Annotated in this window: 19 protein-coding genes and 1 pseudogene; 14 read left to right on the top strand and 6 right to left on the bottom strand. The window is 59.7% G+C overall.

Going from position 1 to position 25,165, the window contains the following annotated elements; all coding sequences use genetic code 11:
- Window positions 1-91 precede the first annotated feature (91 nt).
- A complete protein-coding gene (locus FHT84_RS04680; RefSeq protein ID WP_113249243.1) occupies window positions 92-1,990 on the top strand; it encodes a L,D-transpeptidase family protein in 1,899 nt (632 codons plus the stop codon).
- Window positions 1,991-2,093: 103 nt separating this feature from the next.
- Here FHT84_RS04680 and FHT84_RS04675 read toward each other — a convergent pair whose 3' ends face one another.
- Window positions 2,094-3,011: a TIGR02281 family clan AA aspartic protease gene (locus FHT84_RS04675; RefSeq protein WP_169645068.1), complete on the bottom strand. Its 918-nt coding sequence runs from the start codon at window positions 3,009-3,011 to the stop codon at window positions 2,094-2,096.
- Between the two features lie 435 nt (window positions 3,012-3,446).
- On the bottom strand, window positions 3,447-4,121 hold the full coding sequence (locus tag FHT84_RS04670; protein WP_112340013.1) for an HAD family hydrolase: 675 nt from the start codon (window positions 4,119-4,121) through the stop codon (window positions 3,447-3,449).
- 196 nt (window positions 4,122-4,317) lie between these two features.
- Here FHT84_RS04670 and rpiA point away from each other — a divergent pair, with 196 nt between their 5' ends.
- The 5 genes from rpiA to FHT84_RS04645 all read left to right on the top strand — a co-directional run bounded on the left by rpiA (window position 4,318) and on the right by FHT84_RS04645 (window position 9,267).
- Window positions 4,318-5,019, top strand: a complete 702-nt coding sequence (gene rpiA / locus FHT84_RS04665) for a ribose-5-phosphate isomerase RpiA (RefSeq protein WP_169645069.1) — start codon at window positions 4,318-4,320, stop codon at window positions 5,017-5,019.
- A gap of 13 nt (window positions 5,020-5,032) precedes the next feature.
- Window positions 5,033-5,590: a DUF2059 domain-containing protein gene (locus FHT84_RS04660; RefSeq protein ID WP_112340011.1), complete on the top strand. Its 558-nt coding sequence runs from the start codon at window positions 5,033-5,035 to the stop codon at window positions 5,588-5,590.
- A gap of 181 nt (window positions 5,591-5,771) precedes the next feature.
- Window positions 5,772-7,157, top strand: a complete 1,386-nt coding sequence (gor, locus tag FHT84_RS04655; RefSeq protein ID WP_169645070.1) for a glutathione-disulfide reductase — start codon at window positions 5,772-5,774, stop codon at window positions 7,155-7,157.
- A gap of 154 nt (window positions 7,158-7,311) precedes the next feature.
- The gene (locus tag FHT84_RS04650) at window positions 7,312-8,685 is read left to right on the top strand and encodes a 3-deoxy-7-phosphoheptulonate synthase class II (protein ID WP_169645071.1); all 1,374 of its coding nucleotides are present in this window, start codon (window positions 7,312-7,314) and stop codon (window positions 8,683-8,685) included.
- Between the two features lie 156 nt (window positions 8,686-8,841).
- Window positions 8,842-9,267, top strand: coding sequence for a GFA family protein (locus tag FHT84_RS04645; protein ID WP_112340008.1), 426 nt, complete (start codon window positions 8,842-8,844; stop codon window positions 9,265-9,267).
- 2 nt (window positions 9,268-9,269) lie between these two features.
- Here FHT84_RS04645 and FHT84_RS04640 read toward each other — a convergent pair whose 3' ends face one another.
- Both FHT84_RS04640 and FHT84_RS04635 read right to left on the bottom strand, forming a co-directional pair.
- On the bottom strand, window positions 9,270-9,806 hold the full coding sequence (locus FHT84_RS04640; RefSeq protein WP_112340027.1) for a DUF1003 domain-containing protein: 537 nt from the start codon (window positions 9,804-9,806) through the stop codon (window positions 9,270-9,272).
- Window positions 9,807-9,898: 92 nt separating this feature from the next.
- Window positions 9,899-11,756: pseudogene (locus FHT84_RS04635) on the bottom strand (LTA synthase family protein).
- Between the two features lie 246 nt (window positions 11,757-12,002).
- Here FHT84_RS04635 and FHT84_RS04630 point away from each other — a divergent pair.
- The 3 genes from FHT84_RS04630 to FHT84_RS04620 all read left to right on the top strand — a co-directional run bounded on the left by FHT84_RS04630 (window position 12,003) and on the right by FHT84_RS04620 (window position 16,453).
- Window positions 12,003-13,682 (top strand): NAD+ synthase, encoded by a 1,680-nt coding sequence (locus FHT84_RS04630; protein ID WP_169645103.1) that lies wholly within the window; start codon window positions 12,003-12,005, stop codon window positions 13,680-13,682.
- 27 nt (window positions 13,683-13,709) lie between these two features.
- Window positions 13,710-14,537, top strand: coding sequence for a PD40 domain-containing protein (locus FHT84_RS04625; protein ID WP_169645072.1), 828 nt, complete (start codon window positions 13,710-13,712; stop codon window positions 14,535-14,537).
- Between the two features lie 164 nt (window positions 14,538-14,701).
- Window positions 14,702-16,453 (top strand): ankyrin repeat domain-containing protein, encoded by a 1,752-nt coding sequence (locus FHT84_RS04620; protein WP_169645073.1) that lies wholly within the window; start codon window positions 14,702-14,704, stop codon window positions 16,451-16,453.
- A 39-nt stretch (window positions 16,454-16,492) separates the two neighbouring features.
- Here the strand turns inward: FHT84_RS04620 and FHT84_RS04615 are convergent, their stop codons facing one another.
- Window positions 16,493-17,245, bottom strand: coding sequence for a hypothetical protein (locus tag FHT84_RS04615; RefSeq protein ID WP_169645074.1), 753 nt, complete (start codon window positions 17,243-17,245; stop codon window positions 16,493-16,495).
- A 160-nt stretch (window positions 17,246-17,405) separates the two neighbouring features.
- On the bottom strand, window positions 17,406-19,718 hold the full coding sequence (locus tag FHT84_RS04610; protein WP_162737060.1) for an NADP-dependent malic enzyme: 2,313 nt from the start codon (window positions 19,716-19,718) through the stop codon (window positions 17,406-17,408).
- A 192-nt stretch (window positions 19,719-19,910) separates the two neighbouring features.
- Between FHT84_RS04610 and FHT84_RS04605 the strand changes: the two genes are divergently transcribed.
- The 5 genes from FHT84_RS04605 to FHT84_RS04585 all read left to right on the top strand — a co-directional run bounded on the left by FHT84_RS04605 (window position 19,911) and on the right by FHT84_RS04585 (window position 25,157).
- Window positions 19,911-20,666, top strand: coding sequence for a glycerophosphodiester phosphodiesterase family protein (locus FHT84_RS04605; protein ID WP_169645075.1), 756 nt, complete (start codon window positions 19,911-19,913; stop codon window positions 20,664-20,666).
- Between the two features lie 113 nt (window positions 20,667-20,779).
- Window positions 20,780-21,586, top strand: a complete 807-nt coding sequence (locus tag FHT84_RS04600; RefSeq protein ID WP_112340002.1) for a UDP-2,3-diacylglucosamine diphosphatase — start codon at window positions 20,780-20,782, stop codon at window positions 21,584-21,586.
- Window positions 21,587-21,752: 166 nt separating this feature from the next.
- Window positions 21,753-22,970, top strand: a complete 1,218-nt coding sequence (locus FHT84_RS04595) for an MFS transporter (RefSeq protein WP_113251352.1) — start codon at window positions 21,753-21,755, stop codon at window positions 22,968-22,970.
- Window positions 22,971-23,120: 150 nt separating this feature from the next.
- Window positions 23,121-24,281, top strand: coding sequence for an MlaE family lipid ABC transporter permease subunit (locus FHT84_RS04590; RefSeq protein ID WP_112340000.1), 1,161 nt, complete (start codon window positions 23,121-23,123; stop codon window positions 24,279-24,281).
- A gap of 12 nt (window positions 24,282-24,293) precedes the next feature.
- A complete protein-coding gene (locus FHT84_RS04585; RefSeq protein WP_112339999.1) occupies window positions 24,294-25,157 on the top strand; it encodes an ATP-binding cassette domain-containing protein in 864 nt (287 codons plus the stop codon).
- Window positions 25,158-25,165 lie beyond the last annotated feature (8 nt).

The following is a 25,165-nucleotide window of genomic DNA, read 5'->3' as shown; positions in this document are numbered from 1 at the left end:
TGGGTATACGATGTCTTTAGACATCGCGGCCGAGTTGAAAACAGCCCGCCAGGCTCGAAGTTACCGCACGATACAGGGACCCGATTAGAGAATGAAACTTGCCACCAAAGCCACAGCATCCGTCCTGGCTCTTTCCTGTTGCCTTTCCTCCATCGGCGTAACCTCCGCGAACGCGATGACCCTCATGGATTTCATCCGTGGCGGCCAGGGGCGCCAGCAGAGCACGCAGGTTTCGGCGCCGGTTCCCGTCAATCCGATGCAGACGCTGGATCCCGATCAGCCTCCGCGGGTAAAACAGCCGTTGCCGACGGTCGATGCGCCGAAATACTATACCTACAAGGCAGATGCGATGCGTCTGGTTTCGACCACGCATTTTGCCGACCCGATGGTAACGGGCGCGGTCGCCGATGCCTCCCCGACGCCGGCAGCGGTCGATACCGAGATTTCGCAGCGTCGGTATCTTTCCGATGCGCGCGTCATGGCGACGAATGATATCGCCAAGGCGATCGAATCCTATTATGCCGATCAGAGCAAACCGCTTCTCTGGGTTGCCGATCACGGTGTCAGCGACAAGGCGAAGGCCGCGATGGCGGTTCTTGCCGACGCCGGTTCCGTCGGCCTCGATCCCGCCGACTATGCGGTGACGCTGCCCGGCGACAATGCCGCGAATGCCGATCCGGTGCTGCGTGATCGGGCTCTCATGCAGTTCGAGCTCACGCTCTCCAGCAAGGTGCTGATGTTCGTCCAGGATACGGTTCGCGGTCGTCTCGACCCGAACAAGATCTCCGGCTATCACGACTTCAAGCGCAAGGACGTCAACCTGGCGGCTATGCTCGATGTATTGCGCGCCAGCCCCGATGCTGCCGCCTATCTCAACAGCCGTAGCCCGTCCAGCCAGCAGTTCCAGTTGTTGAAGACGGAGCTTGCAAAGCTGCGCGCCGAATCGGGAGCGGACGGCAGCCACATTTCCATTTCCCTGACTGGTATCCTGAAGCCGGGCGGCAATTCGCCGGAAATGGCCAATATCGTCAAGGCGATCGAGCATCGCGGATCGGAGTCACTGAAGACTGCCCATGCCGATCTTTTCGCCGCCTATCTGGGTACGCCTGATTACACGCCAGAGCTCGTGTCGCTGGTTGAAGACTTTCAGAGGGAAAAAGGGCTGACAGCTGACGGCGTGATCGGTCCATCCTCCGTCCGGGCGATGGTTGGAGAGAACAACGATACGAAGATCCAGAAGCTGGTCGTGGCCATGGAGCAGCTGCGTTGGCTGCCGGCCGAACTCGGACCGCGCTACGTCTTCATCAACCAGCCGGCGTTCATGGTCTATTACCACAACAATAACCAGGAACAGCTGTCGATGCGCGTCGTCGTCGGCAGCAAGCAGCACCAGACCTTCTTCTTCGAAAATCAGGTGCAGACGGTCGAGTTCAATCCTTTCTGGGGTGTTCCGCAGTCGATCATCATCAACGAGATGCTGCCGAAGCTGCGTTCTGATCCGAACTATCTCGATCGTATGGGCTATCAAGTCGAAGTCGGCGGCCGCGCCGTCGCATCATCGAGCGTCGACTGGTACGGTTCGACCAAGAGCATCTCGGTTCGCCAGCCGCCGAGCAGCGACAACGCGCTGGGCGAGCTGAAGATCCTTTTCCCGAATTCGCATGCGATCTATATGCACGATACGCCACAGAAGAGCTTCTTCAAGAAGGATATGCGCGCGCTCAGCCATGGCTGTGTCCGCCTTGCCGATCCGCGCGCAATGGCAGCGGCCGTGCTGAACACCACGGTCGATGACGTTGCCAAGCAGATCGCAACCGGCCAGAACAAGGCCGTTCCCGTGCCGCAGAAATTCCCGATCTACATCGCCTACTTCACCGCCTGGCCGAACAAGGACGGTGTCATCCAGTATTTCAACGATGTCTACGATCGCGACGCGGCAACGCTGAAGGCGCTCGATGCGACCTCAAAGGCACGCACCGCTCAGATCTGAGCTTCGGTTCGATCAGGAAATACGCAAAGGGCGGCCCGTCGAGGCCGCCCTTTTTCTTGCCTGTCATATGAGAATGTCACGCGGCGTCAGCGGATAATTCAGTTCAATTCTTTGCCTCGATCCGCCACTCCCGGCTGCCGAAGGTGACGTCGAAGCGCGAGAGGAAGGAACGACCGAGCAGCCCGTCGACTTCAGGGCCGAGCGCTGCGTTGTCGTCGAGAACCACGGCCGTAATATCGCTAGCCTGGACGTGCCCGACCTTCACGGTAGTCGCCGTTGTGCGCGTGGCTTGAGAAACGCCGTTTGCCGTTTGAAGAGATATTCCATTGTTGCCGTCGACCGGCAGCTTGGCTCGTGCGGCAAAGGTTTTGCTCACCGCCACGAAGCTTGCGCCGGTGTCGACGATGAACATGCCCTCCGTACCGTTGACCGAGACCTTGGCAAGAATGACGTTCTTGCCCTGCGTCGGAAATCGATCGCTGCCGGTGGCATAAGTCGAGGCGCATTTGCCCATGGTTTCATAGAGCTTAATGATCCCACGCACGACCGCTGTGTCGTTACGGTCGGGATTGGTGGAAACCCAAGGCTGCAGCGGTCCGATCGCCTCGCAATATTCACCAAGCTCGCGGTAGCTGGCGGAGATTCCCTCGAATACGGCGCTATTCAGTATCGCGATATTGTCGGTAAGGCCGATAACCGAATAGTAGTCATCGATGGCGTCGCGATATTTCTTGGCATTTTGGCGAATTCGCGCACGCTGGAAATAGAAATCGGGCATTCCCGGTGACATTGCTATCACCTGGTTCGAGACTTTCAGCGCTTCGTCGAAGTCGCTGAGATCGTCCAGAATTTGGGCGGCTGAGCTCAAGGCGATATTCGACGGTTTGCATTTGTTGGAAAAGGCAATGAAGACCTTGGCCGCTTCGCGGCGATAGCCCTGCTTTGCCAGCTCGTCTGCGAATTTGTAGACCGCATTCCAATCACAATGCTCTCGCCGCAACATATCGAGATCGGCTGCCATCGCAGGCCTGCCTGCAACAATGTTCGGCAAAGGCGGGATGTCGAAATGCTCATAGACCGCGGTCAGAGCAGGATCGGGTTTGGCACCAGCTCCGGTTTCCGTCTCGACGTACCCGATAATACGGTCGCCGTAGATGTAGAACCAAATACCTGCGCATAGTGCAGCGCAGATGATCAGCGTTCGGACAATAGGAGCAAACCACCCTCTGCGGCTTGGCAATCTACCGGCATTACGGTCTTCGGGATCTGCTACGAGCAAGGGGGAGCGCTCCGCTATCGAGTGATCGTCCCGCCTCGACAACATCGCGCAGGGATCGTTTTCCTCGCGCGGCCGCGATGCTGATCGCAGAACGTCGATAGGTTGTGGCGCAAGCGCGGGAATCGCGCAAGGCCCATTACAACCACGCCATCCGAACCAACAGGGATTTTGGTATTTTCAGGCCGCCAGCAATCCCTCGACCAGTTCCGGCGTTAGCTCGTCATAGTGATAGATGATGCGGTTCGGGCCGAGCGTTTCTACGCCCACGTCGGAATAGCCGAAGGGGACGGCGACCGAAGGTACGCCGGCGTTGCGGGCAACGAGGATATCGTTGATGCTGTCGCCGATCATGACCGTTCGGCCGATATCGCCGCCGGCGCGCTCTACGGTGCCGATCAGATGTTCGGCATGCGGTTTGCGCACGGTGAAGGTGTCCCCGCCGGTGATAGCCTCGAAGTATTGGGTGAGTTCGAGCCGGTCGAGAAGCGTGCGCGCCAGCGATTCCATCTTGTTGGTGCAGACGGCCAGCTTGTAGCCTTTGTTCCGCAGCGTCGTAAGCGCGGCCAGAAGCCCGGGATAGGGCTGGGTGACGCCGGGCATCGTCTCGGAATAATGGGTTATGAAGCGCTGCAGCAGAGCCGGCAATTCTTCCGACGTCAGCGCATAGCCGTGCAGCTTGCAGGCCCGCTCGATCATCACCTGCGCACCATTGCCGACAAGATGCGTCACGTCGTCGTAGCTGACCGGCGGAAGCTCGAGCGCGGCAATCGTATGGTTCAGGCTGACGATAAGGTCCGCATGCGTGTCCAGCAGCGTGCCGTCGAGATCGAATACGACAAGGGGGGATTTCACGAGGAATCGGCCTTTGCAGAGAAAAGAGTGCGTCTTTCGGAGTTAAAAGATCGCGCGGGCAATTGCAACCGAAGCACCCCCGAAGCCCCGATGAAGAGGGGGCGGGGATTTCTATATCATGCCGTTATTTTGGCTTTCGTTTGGCTGGAGAGCCGTGTAAACAGCAGACCAACGTAACAATGGGAGCAGGTGGCGCATGGACGCCCGCCAGATGAAAATCGAGGCTGCGAGAGCTGCACTCGCTCATGTCGAAAGTGGCATGCGGCTCGGGATCGGCACCGGCACCACGGCGGAGGAATTCGTTCGCCTTCTCGCGGAAAAGGTCGCGGCTGGCCTCTCGATTGAGGGCGTTCCGACGTCTGAAAGGACCGCCAAGCTCTGCAACGAGCTCGGTGTACCGTTAAAATCGCTGGACGAGCTTCCGGAACTTGATCTGACCATCGATGGGGCCGATGAGCTGGATGGCGCGCTGACGCTGATCAAGGGCGGCGGCGGCGCGCTGCTGCGAGAGAAGATCGTTGCTGCTTCCTCGGCCCGCATGATCGTCATCGCGGATCAAAGCAAGGTCGTCGAGACGCTCGGGGCCTTTCCGTTGCCGATCGAGGTCAATCCTTTCGGTCTCGTTTCCACTCGCATCCTCATCGAGAAGGCGGCCTCGCGTCTTGGGCTCTCCGGCGCTCTCAACATGCGCCGCTCGGGCGACAGCCTCTTTGTCACCGATGGGGGGCATTACATCGTTGATGCATCTTTCGGCCGCATTCCTGATGCAGAGGCGCTGTCGAGCGAGCTCTATTCGATTCCCGGCGTTGTCGAACACGGGCTCTTTATCCATATGGCGACATTAGCGATCATTGCCGGCCCTGCCGGTGCGCGTACGTTGCAGGCGAACAATACATAGGAGCACTCATCTCATGATCAAACTTGCGGGTCTTGGCCGTCTTGCCGCTGCAACCATCCTTCTTTCGGGCATTGCCTTCGGTTCCGTGAACGCTCAGGAAGTCTCCGAAGATCAGATCAAGGCTGCGCGCGCTGCGATCAACGCTCTCGGCATCACCAACCAGTTCGATAATATTCTGCCTAATCTCGCTGAGCAGCTGAAGAGCACGATGATCCAGGCAAACCCGAATTTCGGTGATGCGATCAACTCGACCGTCGACGCGACCGCTCTGGCGCTTGCTCCGCGTCGTGCCGATCTCGAGCGCGAAGCGGCGGTCACCTACGCCAAGGCCTTCTCTGCCGACGAGCTCAAGGCGATTGCCGATTTCTACAATTCGCCGGCCGGCAAGAAGCTTCTCAAGGATGGTCCGCTCGCCACCCGCGAGCTTTACAAGGCGGCCGACATCTGGAGCCAGGGCATTTCGCGCGATCTCGCAAAGCAGAGCAACGACGCTCTGCAAAAGGTCGTCAAGCAGCCCGTCGCAGCCCCGGACGCCGGTGCCGCCGCAGCGCAGCCCGCGCCGAAGCAGTAAGCAGAAATTCTTGCCCGGCCATTTTCGGCGCGACGTCTTGCGTTGTCGGAATGATCGGTTGACAATTGCAAATTCGAAGCCCGGGCGAGATCCGGGCTTTTCTTTTTGTATCGCGGCTCCCTATATGAGTGCGAACCCTCAATGATGCTTTTGCGCATGTTCATTTCGACTGGAGCCACCGATGCCTTCGTTTGATTTCGACCTTTTCGTGATTGGCGGCGGCTCCGGCGGCGTGCGCAGTGCGCGCGTCGCGGCCTCGTTGGGCAAGAAGGTCGGTATTGCCGAGGAATACCGCTACGGCGGCACCTGCGTCATTCGCGGCTGCGTGCCGAAAAAGCTGTTCGTCTACGCCTCGCAATATAGCGAGCATTTTGAGGATGCGGCCGGTTTCGGCTGGACGGTCGGCGAAAGCACATTCGACTGGAAGAAGCTGATCGAGGCGAAGGACAAGGAGATCGCGCGGCTTGAGGGGCTTTATCGCAAGGGGCTCGACAACGCCAAGGCCGAAATCTTCGATACCCGCGCCGAGCTGGTGGACGCTCATACGATCAAGCTTTTGAAGACCGGCCAGACCGTCACTGCGGAAACCATCGTCATCGCCACCGGCGGCCGGCCGAACCTGCATACCGCCCTGCCGGGGCATGAGCTTTGCATCTCCTCCAACGAGGCTTTCCATCTCAAAGAATTGCCGAAGTCGATCCTGATTGCCGGCGGCGGCTATATCGCCGTCGAGTTTGCCAATATCTTCCATGGTCTCGGCGTCGAGACGACATTGATCTATCGCGGTGCCGAGATCCTTTCGCGCTTCGATCAGGACCTGCGCAAGGGTCTTCACGAGGCGATGGAGGAAAAGGGCATCCGCATTCTCTGCCATGACATCATCGAGAACGTCGAGAAGGCAGAGGGCAGGCTCAGCGTTCGGACGAAGAACGATAAGCTCCTGACGGTCGATACTGTCATGCTGGCGCTCGGCCGTACGCCGAATACCGAAAATCTTGGGCTTGAGGCTGCTGGCGTCGCGATCAACGAGCAGGGCGCCGTTATCGTCGACGAATATTCGCGTACTTCCGTTGCGAATATTTATGCGCTCGGCGACGTCACCGACCGGGTACAGCTGACACCCGTGGCGATCCACGAGGCCATGTGCTTCATCGAGACCGTCTACAAGAACAATCCCACCCGCCCGGATCACGAGCTGATCCCGACGGCGGTCTTTTCGCAGCCGGAGATCGGCACGGTCGGCCTGACAGAGGAAGACGCCGCAAAGCGTTATCCGGAACTGGAAGTCTACCGCGCGCAGTTCCGGCCGATGAAGGCGACGCTTTCGGGCCGCAGCGAGAAGATGATCATGAAACTGATCGTCAATGCCGCCGACCGCAAGGTGATTGGCGCGCACATTCTCGGCCACGATGCCGGCGAGATGGCGCAGCTTCTTGGCATTCCCATAAAGGCCGGCTGCACCAAGGATGATTTCGACCGCACCATGGCCGTGCATCCGACGGCGGCGGAAGAATTGGTGACGATGTATTCGCCGAGCTATCGCATTCGCAACGGCGAGTGCGTGTAACGCGCCCGTTTTCACGCAAATATCGGCTGCACCACAAAAGATCAGCACAGTAGTTTGCCTGCCTATGCAAGGGGGCGGCAAAGGTTTATAAGCGCGCGTTATTTACGACGACGGCACGCCCGGCGGAGACCGGGCGCACAAGCAGGTGAGTGAGATGGCACAGAATTGGACACCGAACAGTTGGCGGCAGAAACCGATCCAGCAGGTGCCGGATTTTCCGGACAAGGCAGCGCTTGCAGACACGGAAGCGCAGCTTGCAAGCTATCCTCCGCTCGTTTTTGCCGGTGAAGCTCGTCGTTTGAAGGCACATCTTGCCAATGTCGCAGAGGGCAACGGTTTTCTGCTGCAGGGCGGCGATTGTGCCGAAAGCTTTGCGGAGCACGGCGCCGATACGATCCGCGACTTCTTCCGCGCCTTCCTGCAGATGGCTGTCGTGCTGACGTTCGGCGCGCAGCTGCCGGTCGTCAAGGTCGGCCGCATCGCCGGCCAGTTCGCCAAGCCGCGGTCTTCGAACATCGAAACGCAGAACGGCGTTTCGCTGCCGAGCTATCGCGGCGACATCATCAACGGCATCGACTTCACCGAAGAAGCGCGCATTCCCAATCCGGAACGTCAGTTGATGGCTTACCGCCAGTCTGCCGCGACGCTGAACCTGCTGCGCGCTTTCGCCATGGGCGGTTATGCCAACCTGGAAAACGTGCAGAAATGGATGCTCGGCTTCGTCAAGGACAGCCCGCAGGGCGAGCGTTACCGCAAGCTCGCCGATCGCATCGGCGAGACCATGGATTTCATGCGCGCGATCGGCATCACCGCCGAGAGCAATGCGAGCCTGCGCGAAACCGATTTCTTCACCAGCCACGAGGCGCTGCTGCTCGGCTATGAAGAAGCGTTCACGCGTGTCGATTCCACGACCGGCGACTGGTATGCGACCTCGGGCCACATGCTCTGGATCGGCGATCGTACGCGCCAGGCCGACCACGCCCATGTCGAGTATTTCCGCGGCATCAAGAACCCGATCGGTCTGAAATGCGGTCCTTCGCTGCAGGCGGACGATCTGCTTAATCTGATCGACATCCTGAACCCGCAGAACGAAGCCGGTCGCCTGACGCTGATCTGCCGTTTCGGCCACGACAAGGTTGCCGACAACCTGCCGCGCCTCATTCGCGCTGTCGAGAGGGAAGGCCGCAAGGTCGTCTGGTCCTGCGATCCGATGCACGGCAACACGATCACGCTCAACAATTACAAGACGCGTCCGTTCGAGCGCATCCTGTCGGAAGTCGAAAGCTTCTTCCAGATCCATCGCGCCGAGGGCACGCATCCGGGCGGCATCCATATCGAGATGACCGGCAAGGACGTGACCGAATGCACGGGTGGCGCCCGCGCTGTCGGCGCCGAAGACCTGCAGGATCGCTACCATACGCATTGCGACCCGCGCCTCAATGCCGACCAGGCGCTCGAGCTTGCCTTCCTGCTCGCCGAGCGGATGAAGGGCGGCCGTGACGAAAAGCGCATGCGCGCGCACGGCTGAGCGAACGCAGGGCCGATATTCATCAGACGGGCCGGCCTATCGCCGGCCTGTCTGCTTTTGTGGCCGGCGGATCAATTCGGTTGAATGACGCTTCATTTCTTTGAGATTGACCCGAAGATCGTTCTCGGGAAGGCTTCTCGAAAAAGAGGAGCGACCATGACAGACGAACACAGCGGAGCCTGTCTTTGCGGCGGCGTGCGTTTCAAAACACGCGGCGAATTGCGTGAGGTGGTGGCCTGCCATTGTTCGCAGTGCCGCAAGCAGACCGGGCTTTATTATGCCGCCACCAACGTGCCGATCGCCAACCTTACGATCGAAGGAGAAGACGCGATCACCTGGTATCGCGCCAGCACATTCGCCCGCCGCGGCTTCTGCAAGACCTGCGGCTCGGCCCTGTTTTGGGCGGCGGATGACGTCGACGAAATATCGATCATGGCAGGGCTGTTCGATCAGCCGAGCGATCTGAAGCTGGCCTATCACATCTACTGCGCCGACAAGGGCGATTATTACGAGATCGGCGATGGACTGCCGCAGTATCGGCAGGGGCGGCCCGGATTGCTGACGGCCGGCCCGTCCGATTGACCTCAGATTCCGCTTTTTTCGGCAACCAGCTTGCTCAGCTTGGCGATGTCTTCGCGCACGACCGCAAGCTCCGTCAGCACATGCATATCGATCTTCTGATGCAAGGATAGCACTTCCAGTTCCGCCTTGAGATTGACTTCATAGTCCTTGGCGGCTTCGAAGCGGTCGCGTTCGGCTTGGCGGTTCTGCGACATCATGATGATCGGCGCCTGGATGGCGGCGAGCATGGAGAGGACGAGGTTCAGGAAGATGAAGGGGTAGGGGTCGAAGGCCCGCGTGGCGAGAACAATGGTGTTGACGATGCACCAGAACGCCAGGAACACCAGAAAGGCGATGATAAAGGACCAGGAGCCGCCGACACGGGCAATGCCGTCCGCCAGGCGCTGCCCCGTGGACGCTTCCGCCGAGAGGGCCGCGTTGATATCGGTGGATATGATTTTTCGTTCATGCGCCTTCTTGAGAACGCGCTTTTCGATGTCACCGAGCTCGTCGGCCGTCTTGTCGAAATGCAGATGAATGAAATTAGGCAGGCTGTGCATGGCAAGCTCCGGCATCCTGAATGGCGTTGAACGCAACTATTCGACCAACATGCAAAAATGCAACGACGGAAGAGCTTTAATCAACAATAGGTCTAGCTGTTCTCTTGGCCGATCAGTTGCGCATGTGATGGGAAGAAGCGTTCCAAACCCTGCTGCCGGCCGAACATCATGTCGAATTGCAGATAGCGGTACTCGCGTATGATCGGATCGATATCCTGCTCCTTGCGCGCCCAATCGGGGAAAGCCTGATTGTCGCGTGTAGCCAGTTGGTAGCGGTCGACGATGCTGTATTTCTTCTGAACGCGGCCGAGGAAGCCCGTGTAGAAAGGATGCTCGTAACCCGCCGTTTTCAACAGCTGGTAGGGGAGCTGCGACGGACTGATGGTGCCGATGTCCGCACGGAGGCCCTTCTTGCTCGACCAGATGACCAGCGGCGTCTCGTGTTCCTTCCTCATGACATCGAGCGGAGCTTTCCGGGCTGCCACCACCTGCGGCATGTAGCCTGTGTTCGGATAGACATTGCCGAGCGGCGGCAGATGATCGCCCCAGAGAACGATGATGGTTTCGCGGTTGCGTCTTTCGGCCCAGTCCATCAGCATTTTCAGGCTGCCATCGGCTTCACGCACGCCCTGTGCATAGGTGGCGAGCGTTTCGCGGTCGTCTTCGCTCAGATTGCCGTCGATATGGACGGTATTCTCAGCATAGCGGTTGGCTTCGTAAGGCCCATGTCCCTGCAAGGTGACTGCGAAAGGCCGCGTCTCCCTCGCGCATGATCTCCTTCATAAGGGAATCGTCGGCGGCGAACATGCCGCGCTTGTCCATGGTCGGCAGGGTTTCCTCGGTGTGGAACTCCTCGAAGCCGAAGGCGCGATAGACCTCGTTGCGATTCCAGAACCAGCCGCTGAAGGGATGAAGCGCGCGTGCCGTATAGCCTTCGCCGCGGAAGAAGGTGGCAAGCGACGGCAGCGGCCGGCGCACATATTGCTGATAGGGAATGCTGCCATAGGGGAGGAAGGCGTTGGAAAAGCCCGTCAGTGCTTCGAACTCGACATTGGCAGTCATGCCGCCGAATTCCGGCGAGAAGACATTGCCCGATTGTCTGGCGCGGATGGTCGGCATCGGATCGGGCGTGAAGGTGACGTTGGAAAGTCGGGTCGGATCCCAAAGGGACTCGCTCATCAGCATGATGACGTCGGGCTTTTCGCGCGGGCCGGAAAGATAGCCGTAGTTCCGCGCCGGTATCGCATCGATCGCATTGGGTCCGTAACCGACCGGTGACTTGACGTCGGCCATCGGCAGGTTGAGCGCGAAGGCGATGATGAAGCCATTGTGATTATAGTTTTCGGTCTGATCCCAGACGATCGGAATGATACCCAGTTTTTCCCGGATGAAGGAATATTGCGTCGGATCCATCTGCGAGACAAACAGCGCCGCAAATGGCAGGCAGACCGAAAGCCGCCCCATGCGCTCCCGACGGGAAAGTGCGGCCGCGTGCTTCCAGACATAGCGCCCGAGCAGGGCTGTGGCAGCCAGGCCGACGACGATGCCGATGCCAAGCCCCACGGCGGCCCAGGGACGATCACGCACCATGACGGGCATAAGCTCCACAATCTGCCGGGCAAACAGGAAATCGGACGGATAGAGCGGATCGGATAGAAAGTGCTGCTTCTGGCTGGAGATCAAGGCGGGAACGAGCAGCAGAGGCGTGACGACCAGGGCCGACAAATGCGCGCGCCCGGCAAGAGCATCGAGGATCAGCATCGCCAGCATGACGAGGCCGATCGTGGCGAGGCCGGGGCGGGACGGCGACATGAGATAAGGCCAGACCGGCGTAAGCTCGCCGCGTGCGATCCATTCGACTGCCACGACGAGGGATAAGGAGAAAAGCAGGGTCAGCAGGAGGCTCAGAAGCAGGCGCAGAGCTGCGGACTTTTGTCTCGCTGCGCCGATCTTCTGGAAAAGGGCAAGCCTGCCCGCGAGGGCGGACTCAATGACCAGTGCGACCAATGCCGTCTCCAAATGCTAAAAGCTCTTCATATAATTGTCATGCTTCTGTCATGAACGACGGATGAACTGCAAGGCAGGCTTAGTATTTTTCCGTGTAGGAACACGGCCTATGCGCGTTTCGCGATCTTTGATGCCTGCGGGCGGCGGAAGTCGGTTGCGGAAGGAGGATGCCATCGCTAAATGTATGGCATGACAGAGCAAAGCCCGATCACCCACACCATCCGCATCGCCGTCGCGCAGCTCAATCCGACGGTCGGTGACGTCTCCGGCAATCTCGCCAAGGCGCGCGAGGCACGCGCCGAAGCGGCGCGCGAAGGCGCGCAGATCGTCCTGCTGACGGAGTTGTTCATTTCCGGCTATCCGCCGGAAGATCTCGTGCTGAAGCCGGCCTTCATCCGCGCCTGCTGGAAAGCAGTGGAAGCTCTCGCTGCAGATACCGCCGACGGCGGACCGGGCGTGATCATCGGCTTTCCCCGGCAGGACGAAACCGGCCGCTACAATTCGATTGCCGTGCTCGACGGCGGGAAGGTAATCGCGGTCCGTGACAAGGTAGACCTGCCCAATTATGGCGAGTTCGATGAAAAGCGTGTCTTCGACCAAGGTGCCATGCCAGGGCCGGTCAATTTCCGCGGCGTGCGGCTGGGTATCCCGATCTGCGAGGATATATGGGGCGAGCTCGGCGTCTGCGAGACACTGGCTGAGAGCGGTGCGGAAATCCTTCTGTCGCCGAACGGTTCGCCCTATTATCGCGGCAAGGTCGATGTGCGTCATCAGGTGGTGCTGAAGCAGGTTATCGAGACGGGCCTGCCGATGATCTATGCCGCTCAGCTCGGCGGCCAGGATGAGCTGGTTTTCGATGGCGCAAGCTTCGGTTTCAACGCAGACAAGACCCTGGCTTTCCAGATGAGTCAGTTCGAAACTGCCCTGGCGGTCACCACCTGGAAGAAGAATGGCGATGGCTGGCATTGCGCCGAAGGTCCGATGGCGCATATCCCGGAAGGCGAGGAGGCCGATTATCGCGCCTGCCTGCTGGGTTTCCGCGACTATGTGAACAAGAACGGCTTCAAGTCGGTCGTGCTCGGCCTCTCCGGTGGCATCGACTCGGCGATCTGTGCCGCGATTGCCGTCGATGCATTGGGCGAGGAGCGCGTGCGCACCGTCATGCTGCCCTATCGCTATACCTCGCAGGATTCCTTGAAGGATGCGGCCGATTGCGCCAGGGCGCTTGGCTGCCGTTACGATATCGTGCCGATCGAGGATCCCGTCACCGGCTTCACCTCGGCTCTGTCCGATCTCTTCGAAGGCACAGAAAGCGGCATTACGGAGGAAAACCTGCAGAGCCGCGCCCGCGGCACCATTCTGATGGCGATCTCCAACAAGTTCGGTTCGATGGTGGTGACGACAGGCAACAAGTCGGAAATGTCCGTTGGCTACGCCACGCTCTATGGCGACATGAACGGCGGCTTCAACCCGATCAAGGATCTTTACAAGATGCAGGTCTATGCGCTGTCGCGCTGGCGCAACCTGCATGTGCCGCCGGGTGCGCTCGGTCCGTCAGGTGAGGTTATCCCTTACAACATCATCGACAAGGCGCCTTCCGCCGAGCTGAGGCCGAACCAGACCGACCAGGATTCGCTTCCGCCCTATCCGGTGCTTGACGATATCCTCGAATGCCTCGTGGAAAAGGAAATGTCGGTCGAGGAGATCGTGGCGCGCGGCCATGATGTCGCGACCGTGCATCGCGTCGAACACCTGCTCTATCTCGCGGAATACAAGCGCCGCCAGTCGGCGCCGGGCGTGAAGATCACCAAGAAGAATTTCGGTCGCGATCGCCGCTATCCGATCACCAACCGGTTCCGCGATCGCTGATCGCACGCTGGCACAGGAAGAGGATGAATGCGCAGCTCGGTCGAGATCTACAACATCCGCACGGGTGAAAATCGCGTCGTCTGGCAGACGGACGAGCTTGTCGAGGCGCCCAACTATGCGCCCGACGGACGCTATCTGCTGCTGAACGGCGACGGATTGCTTTATCGATTGCCGCTGGATGGCAGCGGTGACGTTGTCCGCGTCGATACCGGCTTTGCAACGCGGTGCAACAACGACCACGGGATTTCGCCTGACGGCTCGTTGATTGCCATTTCCGACAAGACCGAGCATGGCAAGTCCTGCATCTATGTTCTGCCGGCCGAGGGCGGCACGCCGAGGCAGGTCACGACCAATCTGCCGTCCTACTGGCACGGATGGTCGCCGGATGGACAGCGTTTTTCCTATTGCGGCATCCGCAACGACATCTTCGATATCTATACGATCTCGATCGATGGCGGCCAAGAGACGCGCCTGACGCATGGCGAGGGCCGCAATGACGGGCCGGATTTCTCCGCCGACGGGCAATGGATCTATTTCAATTCGAGCCGTACCGGCCTGATGCAGATCTGGCGCATCCATCCGGACGGCACCGGCCTGCAGCAGGTGACCCACGACAATTACGGCAACTGGTTCGCGCATCCATCGCCTAAGAACGACAAGGTCGTGCTGATCTCCTACGATCCCGATGTCTTCGATCATCCGCGCGATCTCAGTGTTCGGATGCGGCTGATGGACATGGATGGCGGCAATATCACGACGCTGTTCGAGCTCTTCGGCGGGCAGGGATCGATCAACGTGCCGAACTGGTCACCGGATGGTGATTCCTTCGCCTATGTGCGATACGAGCCGGCCTGAGCTCTGGACAGATTGCAACCGGCGCTATAGATCTGGATCCGTTCGCAGGGCGCATCCGATCCGCGGGAAGGGCAGAGCCCACCTGATGCATGTAGAATGAGACTACCACACCTCTTTTCAGTCTGTGGGCGCGGATACCGGACGTAAATGGAAGGAGGTCTATCGTGACCACGCGCTCTTTGGCGAGCACAGCCACTCTCGATTCCCTGAAAAAGCAGGCCAAGTCTTTCCTCAAGGCCGTACAGGCCGGCGATGCTTCGGCACGCGGCCGCGTTGCACCCTATTTTGCCGACATAGCCAGCGTCGGGCTCCAGGACATTCAGATGATCCTTGCCCGCGAATTCGGCTTTTCGAGCTGGACCAAACTCAAGGTGCATCTGGAGAATGGCGATCGAAAGCGTGTTTCGCCCGATCAGCTCGCCAACCGCTTCCTGTCGCTGGCAACAGTTTCCTATTTTGCCGATATACCGGTCGATCCCGCACGCTTCGATGAGGCGCTGGAGCTCCTGGAAGCGAATCCTGAGATTGCTGGAGACAGTATCCATGTCGCTGCCGCGCTCGGCGATGCCGACGGCATAGCTCGCTGGCTCGATCGGCAGCCGCAGCTTCTCGATCGCAAGGGCGGGCCGCATGATCTAACGCCGCTGATGTGCGCCGCCTATGCCCGCGTGCCGGGTCGTTCCAGCTTGCCGGCAGCCCGCGAATTGGTCAGGCGCGGGGCTGACGTCAATGCTTTCTTCCTCGATGGCGGACAGTACCGATTCACTGTGTTGACAGGCGTCTTCGGCGAGGGCGAGGCGGGAAAGGATCGGCAGCCTCCGCATCCGGATTGTGAGGCTTTCGCACGGCTTTTGCTCGATGCAGGCGCCGAAGCCAATGACAGCCAGGCGCTCTACAACCGCATATTCGAGCCCGATGACACGTGCCTGAAGCTGCTGCTGGAATACGGCTTGTCGGCGACGGATACCAACAATTGGCTGGTGCGCGAGGACGGCAGATTTGTTGCGAACTCGCAGACCGTTTTCGATTATCAGCTCGCATGGGCGCTGGAACATCGCATGGGTAACCGGGTGCGCCTGCTGGTGGAAAATGGTGCTGATTTCAACAAGCCGGTCAACGGCCGAACACCTTACGAATGGGCTCGCTTGGGCGGCGATAATGAGCTGGTACTATATCTCGTGCAGAAGGGGGCTGTGGCAGTTCGCCTGAAGCCTGAGGATTGGGCCTACATTCAAGTAAAGGCCGAGGATATCGACGCCGAGCAGATCAAGAAAGTTTTCCAGCAGATGCCTGGCGGGCGCAATCTCGATATAGCCGCTGCAATGCACAGGGCTCACCCCGCCATGCTGCACGACGCTGCTGGCGAAAACAACCTTGAATCTGTCCGCCGGATGCTGGCTTTAGGTCTCGACGTCAACGCGATGACCAGCCGCACGCCGCTGCATGAAGCGGCGCTGCATGGCCATATCGAGATGGCGAAGTTGCTGATCGAGAATGGCGCCGATACCACTGTTCGCGATCCCAATTTCCACGCACCGCCGATCGGCTGGGCGGACTACAATGGCAAGCTGGACATGGTCGAGTTTCTGAAGACCTATCCGCTCGATATCTTCGCGGCGGCTGCCTTTGGGCAACTCGATCAGCTGGCCGAACATCTCGCCAAACACCCCGAAGTGAGAGATCTCCGCTTTGGTGATCTCCACCCTCGCGGCCAACCTTTCGACCGCGATTGGATGACGCCTCTCGGTTTTGCCATCGTCAACGGGCGCGCCGATGCCGTGCGCTTCCTGTTGGAGCATGGTGCGGATCGGTCGGTCAGGGACGCATCCGGACGGTCCTATCGCGATCTCGCGGAGGAAGAAGGAGACGACGTGATTATCTCGCTGTTACGTCAGCGCGGAATTGGCAGACAATAAATAGATGAAGCGGGCGGCCATGCAAAACGCCCCGGCTGCTTATTGCGCCGGCTGAGGGCCGGCTGCCTTCGGATGCTTCAGGTCGATACTGCCTTGGTCGGTCGCGAGAAATTGCGGCCCGACCTGACGGACCTTTTTTTCGGACGGGTCGTAGGGCCGGTCCGGCGGAAACTGCTGCGGCGCGGCTTGTGTCACCATCGGCGCTTTTGCTGCGGGGGCCTGCTTCTGCTCCAGGCTGGAGTCCTTCTGAAGCCTTGGCGTTTCGATGACGGTGATGGAGCTGTCGGGCTGCGCCAGGGACTGCTGATTTGGTGCGTAGGCATCCAGCTTCGTGTGGGTATCGATGACGATATCCGGCGTTGCCGAAGCCGGCAGGCTGCAGCCATTCCGCTGCATCGCATCCAACAACTGCCGGCGCTGCATGGCGACGGCATCGACGCGGCCGACGCTTTCCTCGCGTCGATCCATCAGCGTCGCAAGATCATCCCGCATCTGATTCAAGGACATTCGCATGTCGTCGCAGGCGCCCTGATTGTTTTCCCCGCCGAATGGCGCGTCATCATCCTCGACGCAGCCTTGCCTACGCAGATCGCTCATCGTCCGGCGGATCAATAGATTCTGCTGCACGATGGCGCGCGAGAGCTGGCGTGTTTCCTGGCTCGCGCCGATCACTTCATCGATGTCTGTATAGCGGCCGCGCAATTCGTCGCAGAAATTCACCTGTGCGAGGCTCGGTGTGGCCGTCAGCAGGGATAGCAGGGCAAAGGAAACTAGATGGGTGCCGCGATTCACGGTTCTGCTCTCGAAAGCGGTTTGAAGTCGCTGAAGATTACATGGTGTAGCTTAACAACGTATCCATGAAAACGCATGGATTTCGAGAGGATTTTCATGAAATTATAGCTCGCAGCCGCCCGATGACGGCTGCGAGAATTCTTACCTGGAGCATCTGGCGTTAGACGAGCTGGGATGCCTCGACCACGGCCAGAGCCGCCATGTTGACCACGCCGCGGGAGGTGACCGACGGAGAGAGAATGTGGGCCGGAAGCGCGGTGCCGAGCAGGATCGGGCCGACATGCAGGCCGTCGGTCATGGTCTTGACCACTCCGAGCGTGATATTGGCGGCATCGAGGTTCGGGAAAACGAGCAGATTGGCCTCGCCGGAAAGCGTGCTGTCCGGCATGACGTGGCGGCGCAGGCTTTCGGAGATGGCGCTGTCGCCATGCATTTCGCCGTCGACTTCCAGTTCCGGCGCGGCCGCGCGAACGAGCGCCAGCGCATCGCGCATCTTGGTGGCGCTTTCCGATTCCCGCGAGCCGAAGTTGGAATGCGAAACGAGAGCGGCACGCGGCTCTATGCCGAAACGCTTGATTTCTTCCGCTGCCAGGATGGCCGATTCCGCGATTTCCTCGGCGGTCGGATTAAACGTCACATAGGTATCGGTGTAGAAGGTAGCGCCGCGCTGCGAGATGAGCAGGCTCAGTGCCGAAAAATCCCGAACGTCAGGCCGCTTGCCGATGATCTGCCGGACGATGCGCAGATGGCGCTCATAACGGCCTTCCAGGCCGCAGATCAGCGCGTCGGCTTCGCCGCGCTTCAGGGCAAGCGCGCCGATCACCGTCGCGTTGGTGCGAACGATCGTGCGTGCAGCCTCGGGGATGACGCCGGCGCGGCCGACGAGCGAGAAATAGAGATCGACATATTCGCGGAAGCGCGGATCGTCTTCCGGATTGATGACGGCAAAATCGGTATGTGGACGGATCTTCAGGCCGTAGCGCTTCAGTCGGGTTTCGATGACCGACGGGCGGCCAATGAGGATCGGGACGGCAGTGCCTTCCTCCAGCAGGACCTGGGCTGCGCGCAGCACCCGCTCGTCTTCACCTTCGGAGAATACGACGCGCTTGCGCTCGGCAACCTTCGCAGCGGCGAAGATCGGCTTCATGACGAAGCCTGAGCGGAAGACGAAGCGGTTGAGTTCGTCCATATAGGCGTCGAAATCGGTGATTGGACGCAGTGCCACGCCACTGTCGGCGGCGGCCTTCGCCACGGCCGGCGCGATGCGCAGGATCAGGCGTGGATCGAAGGGCGAGGGGATCAGGTAGTTGGGTCCGAAGACCGGCGTTTCGCCGGAATAAGCGCGCGCGGCAACATCGGAAGGCTCTTCGCGGGCAAGCGCGGCGATGGCGCGCACGGCCGCCATCTTCATCTCTTCGTTGATCGTCTTGGCCCCGCAATCGAGCGCGCCGCGGAAGATATAGGGGAAGCAGAGGACGTTGTTGACCTGGTTCGGGAAATCCGAGCGGCCGGTGCAGATCATCGCGTCGGGTCGGGCGGCGCGGGCGAGATCCGGCATGATTTCCGGCGTCGGGTTGGCGAGCGCCATGATCAGCGGCTTTTCGGCCATCTGCGCCAGGAGTTCAGGCTTCAGCACGCCGGCTGCCGACAGGCCAAGGAAGACGTCGGCGCCTGGGATGGATTCGGCCAGCACACGCTTGTCGCTGTCCTGGGCGTAAACGGACTTCCACTCGTCCATCAGGACGTTGCGGTCCTTGTAGACCAGGCCCTCGATGTCGTGGACCCAGATGTTTTCGCGTTTGGCGCCGAGAATGACGAGCAGGTTGAGGCAGGCGAGGGCCGCGGCACCTGCGCCTGAGGCGACGATCTTGACCTCTTCGATCTTCTTGCCGGCCAGTTCCAGTCCGTTGAGGATGGCGGCGGCGACGATGATGGCCGTGCCGTGCTGATCGTCGTGGAAAACCGGGATTTCCATCTTCTCGCGCAAACGGCGCTCGACGTCGAAGCATTCAGGCGCCTTGATGTCTTCGAGATTGATGCCGCCGAAGGTCGGCTCGAGCGCCGAAACGGTATTGACCATCTCATCGACCGTCGGCGCTGCGATTTCGATGTCGAAGACGTCGATGCCGGCGAATTTCTTGAAGAGGACGGCCTTGCCTTCCATGACCGGCTTGGACGCGAGCGGGCCGATATTGCCGAGACCGAGCACTGCGGAGCCGTTCGAGACCACGGCCACGAGATTGGCGCGGGACGTATAGTCGGCAGCCATCTCGGGATTGTCGCGGATGGCGATGCAGGGGGCGGCGACGCCGGGAGAATAGGCAAGCGCCAGATCGCGCTGATTACCCAGCGGCTTTGTGGCTTGAATTTCAAGCTTGCCGGGGCGGGGATAGCGATGGAAATAAAGCGCCTGATCGTCGAAATTGCCGCTCGGCATGTTCTTGGCTGCTTTCGAAGTGTCGTTCGTATCCAACTCGCGTCTCCATTTCCTGCCTGCGCTAGAGCCCCTCCATACATCAATCGCTTCGCCTTCACAGTATGCAATTGATGCTCCCGCGCGTTTTTGTCGTGGCAAAGCACGGATTGCCGCAGGTCGCGCCACGGCAGCCGCGTCATCAGGAGTTCACTACCGCGGCCTATGACGTTCTCACGCGGAGATTTTCTCATGACTTTGATTGCTTCCCATCGCGGTGGTGCCCATCTGTGGCCCGAAAACACCAGGCTCGCCTTTTCGGAGACCGCCAAGCTCGACATCGATCTCGTCGAATTCGACGTCCATCAGACCCGGGACGGCAAGCTCGTCGTTCACCACGACGCGCTGATCGACCGGATGACGGACGGTAAGGGTGCGATTGCCGATTTCAGCTATGCGAAGCTGATGCGCCATATCGTGATCGGAAGTGGCGGCGAAACCATCCCGACGCTGATGGAAACCATCGAGATCTTCGGACCGTCCGCCGTCGACCTCCGGCTGGAGATCAAGACCAAGGCCGATGGTTCGCCCTATGAGGGCATGGAAGCCCGAATTGTCGATGAGCTGCGAGTGACGGGCATGCTGACGCGCACCATGGTGACGAGTTTCGCTTTGCCGCGCCTGGAGGCCTTTGCCGTGGCGCTTGATGAACGTGGCTGGAATGTCGGCGAACTGCTCGGCTTCATCTTCCTCTGTTCGCTCCAGGCTGCCGCACAGCTGGGCTGGAATGGGATCATGGCGGCTCTGCGCAGCTCTGGAGTGCGGGAGATCGCAATCCGCGCCGATGCGCTGGATGCAGAGATCGTGGAGTTTTTCCGCAAGGGCGGCATGAAGGTACATGGATGGGCCGCACATACCGAGGAGGCGGCGCGCGCCATGTTTCGCCTTGGTGTCGCCAGCTTTACAAGCGACCGTCCAGACCTTGCAATCACGGCCAAACGCGGCTGATCCGTCTCGATTAGGCGGCAGACACAGGGTTTGTCATCTTCCTGAAACACGAGTCTGGTTTTGGAATAGCCAAGGTAGATAGGGCACGGACGTTAAAGTTCGTGAATGAAAACATGGACACCCGGCGATTCCGAACGCTGTTCATTTCTGACGTGCACCTGGGCTCGAAGGCCGCCAAGGCGGACTACCTGCTCGACTTCCTCCGTCACCACGAGGCCGATACCATCTTCCTGGTCGGCGACATCGTCGACGGCTGGCGCCTCAAGCGCAACTGGTACTGGCCGCAGGATTGTAACGATGTCGTGCAAAAGCTCCTGCGCAAGGCGCGCAAGGGCACGCGGATCGTCTACATTCCCGGCAATCACGACGAATTCCTGCGTGATTTCCCGGGCATGCATTTCGGCGGCATCGAGGTGGCGCAGCGCGCCATGCATGAAACGGCCGATGGCAAGAAGTATCTCATCCTGCATGGCGACGAATTCGACGTCGTCGTGCGCAACGCCCGCCTGCTCGCCTATCTCGGCGACTGGGCCTATGACATGGCCATCCTGATCAATGTCGGTCTTGCCGCAGTCCGCCGTCGCCTGAACATGCCTTATTGGTCGTTCTCGGCCTGGGCGAAGCTGCAGGTCAAGCATGCCGTCAACTTCATCGGCGAGTTCCAGCGTGTCGTCGCCGAGGAAGCCAAGCGCAACGATGCCGATGGCGTCATCTGCGGTCACATCCACCATGCCGTCATCGAGGATCTCGACGGCGTGCGCTATATCAATACCGGCGACTGGGTGGAAAGCTGCACGGCGATCGCGGAGCATGAGGACGGCACGTTCGAACTCATCACCTGGCGAAGCATTCTCGATACGCAGCCGGTCGGTTCGCCAGTCGAGGAAATGCCACAGTCGCTCGGTGCCCAGGCGGCCTGATCCACATCTTTTCACGGGCTTGATAATGGCCTGTCATAATTATTGATCGTCGCGGAACCGCCAAAGCTTCGGATTTATCCGAAACGTTACGATTTTGGCCATTTCTCGCCATAGTCGTACTCTCGATAGCATGATAGGGACAAATCAGTTCCCCTTCAGGTCTGTCATGATTCCCGCGATCAAATCCTTCCAGGGCGAGGGTGCGCCCCCATATTTCCGCCTGCGCACCGCCTTGTCCTATTGCGCGCCATTATTCGTGAACGGAATCGCCCTGCCGTTCTTTCCCGTCTGGCTGGCGGGGCTGAATTTCAGCGACCACGAGATCGGTCTCGTGATCGCGATCCCCATGGTCGTGCGCGTGCTGGTGACGCCTGTCATCGCCGTGCTTGCCGATCATATGACGGAACGTGCCGATGTGTTGCTGTGGTCCGGCGCCCTGTCGCTCCTGACGGCGATCGCGCTCTACTGGACCAGCGACTTCTGGCCGGTGCTCCTGGTCTATGGCATCCAGGGCGCAACCTATGCGCCATACGTGCCGGTGGTGGAATCGATCGCCATGTCGGGGGTGCGCCGCTGGGGCTTCGATTACGGCTCCATGCGCGTGTGGGGCTCGATCACATTCATCGTGTCGACTCTTCTCGGCGGTCAACTGATCGGCATGTGGGGCGGAGCGACCGTATTGCCTGTCATGGTGGCAGGTTTCATCCTGACGACTCTGATGGGCCTGTTTGCTCCGCGCATCGGGCCGACGCGCCGCCGCAACCAGCCGATCAATCTGCAACCGCCAATCGGAAACCTGCGTTCCCCACATTTGCTTGTCACCATGATCGGGGTATCGATACAGCAGTCGAGCCATGCGATGCTTTACACCTTCGCGTCGATCTATTGGCGCAAGCTAGGCTTTTCCGGTGCGGAGATCGCCGTTCTCTGGAGTATCGGCGTTGCGGCGGAGGTGATGGTCTTCTTCCTTTCGAAAAAGCTAAGCCGGCGGTTCAGCGCGTGGACGCTGATCTTTTTTGGCTCGACCATGTGCATCCTGCGCTGGATTCTGTTTCCGATGAATTTCGGTTTCCTGGGCTATTTCGTGCTGCAGTGCTTCCATTCCTGCACCTATGCCTGCGTTCATACCGGCATTCAGCGACGCATCGTCGCCTCGGTCCATGAAACGCAGGAGTCATCGGCTCAGGGCGCTTATTATTTCTATAACGGTATGTTCCTCGGCCTGATGACGCTGGCGTCCGGCTATCTCTACGCGTGGCTGGACATTGAAAGCTATTATGTCATGGCCGGCATTGCCGCTTTCGGCCTGGGCATGGTCATTTTCGCCTATGGGCTGCAGACCCGAAAGACGGCGATAGGCGGAGGCGCTCACGGCGTGTCCTAACGCGGTGCAACAAATTCATTTGGATATCAAAAAGCCGTGACATATGTTGGCGCCGGCGCGAGATGGAAATTCCCTGCCTAGTCGGTGTATTAAACATCGACCATGCAGGCTCTCTGAGTCGGCGCATGTTGTGCCAGATTTGAAAGACGCGTGAATTTGAAAGCGGCCGAACAAAAGTCCGATGCACCGAGAATCGACGATGCGCCCGAGGGTGCGGGTCATCGCTATCGGCTGGAAGGCAATTGGCGCAGCGCCAATGTGCATGGCGTACTGCGGCAGATCGAGCAGCTGTCGAAGCGCAGTTCCGGCGGCGAGGTCGTGATCGACGTTTCCGGTCTTTCGGATGTCGATACGGCGGGTGCGCTGCTGATCCGCCGGCTCAAGGAAAGCCAGGAAGCACATAAAGCCCACGTCACCATCGAAGGCTCCAATCCGCATATCGACGAATTGTTGACGGCATTCGATGAAGATCCCGACGCGGAAACCGGAGAGCCGAAACCGAAGACATCCTTGGCGGAGCGGATTCTCGCGCCCATCGGCAAGAGCGTCTATGAGATCTGGGGCAATCTTATCGCCGCCATGTATATATTGGGTTCGGCCGTGCGCGGCGCGCAGCTCAAATTCGGGCGCGGCAGCGGCGTTTCGCCGGCCTCGATCGTCAATCAGATCGATCACATGGCGGTGCGCGCTGTTCCGATCATTCTGCTGATGTCATCTTTGATCGGCGCCATCATCGCGCAGCAGGGCGCTTTCCAGCTGCGCTATTTCGGCGCCGAAGTCTTCGTCGTCGATCTGGTCGGCATCCTGCAATTGCGCGAAATCGGCGTGCTTTTGACCGCGATCATGATCGCCGGCCGTTCCGGCAGCGCGATCACCGCGGAAATCGGCTCGATGAAGATGCGGGAGGAAGTCGACGCGCTGAAGGTCATGGGTTTGAACCCTATCGGCGTGCTGATTTTCCCGCGGCTGGTGGCGCTGACCGTGGCCTTGCCCTTGCTGACGGTCATTGCCAACTTCGCTTCGCTTTTTGGCGCCGCGATGGTCGCCTGGGCCTATTCCGGCATCACTTTTGCGACCTTCATCTCGCGCCTGCACGAGGCCATCAGCCTGTCGACGGTCATTTCGGGCATGATCAAGGCGCCGTTCATGGCGCTTGTCATCGGCATCGTCGCGGCGGTGGAGGGATTGAAGGTCGGAGGCAGCGCCGAATCGCTTGGCCAGCATGTGACCTCGTCCGTGGTGAAGTCGATCTTCGTCGTCATCCTGATGGACGGGCTCTTTGCCATGTTCTACGCAGCAATCGACTTCTGAGGAATGGCAGGGATGAGCGCGCTTCACTCGGACATTCCGCTGCAGAAAGATGAGCATGGCCGCGATATCGTGCTGTCGGCGCGGGATGTCACCGTCGCTTTCGGATCGAAAGTCGTCCTGGATAAATTGAACCTGAATATCTATCGCGGTGAGATCCTTGGTTTCGTCGGGGCTTCAGGCGCGGGCAAGTCGGTGCTGCTGCGCACGGTGCTGCGGCTGTTGCCGCGGCGCTCGGGCAAGATCGAGATCCTCGGCGAGGACTATGACACGCTCTCCGAGCCGGAACGAAACCAGCTGGACATGCGGCTCGGCGTCCTTTTCCAGCAGGGTGCGCTGTTCTCGTCCCTGACGGTAAAGGAAAACATTCAGGTGCCGATGCGGGAATATCTGGACCTGCCGCAGGAGATGATGGACGAACTGGCGCTGATGAAGATCCGGATGGTGGGTCTCGCCGCGGATGCCGCCGACAAATATCCTTCCGAGCTTTCCGGCGGTATGATCAAGCGCGCAGCGCTGGCGAGAGCCCTGGCGCTCGATCCGGACCTCGTTTTCCTCGATGAGCCGACATCCGGCCTCGATCCGATCGGTGCCAGCGAATTCGACGAGCTGATTGCCAGGCTGCGCGACACGCTCGGTCTGACCGTTTATATGGTGACTCACGACCTCGACAGCCTGTTTTCCGTCTGCGACCGTATTGCTGTCCTGGGACAGAAGCGGGTATTGGTGGAAGGTACGGTTGAGGACATGCTCGCCTGTGATGACCCCTGGGTGCAATCATACTTCAGGGGCAAGCGCGCACGTTCGATCGTGCCGCGGGAAGACATCAGGGGGCACAACGACGACAAGGGCGCAGTCGCCAACGGCCGCGAGAAGTGACTGGAGAC

It is taken from the genome of Rhizobium sp. BK289 (assembly GCF_014193575.1).
Taxonomy (GTDB): domain Bacteria; phylum Pseudomonadota; class Alphaproteobacteria; order Rhizobiales; family Rhizobiaceae; genus Rhizobium; species Rhizobium tropici_C.
Note: the sequence above shows the minus strand (reverse complement) of the source record. Positions and strands in the feature narration are given on the sequence as shown.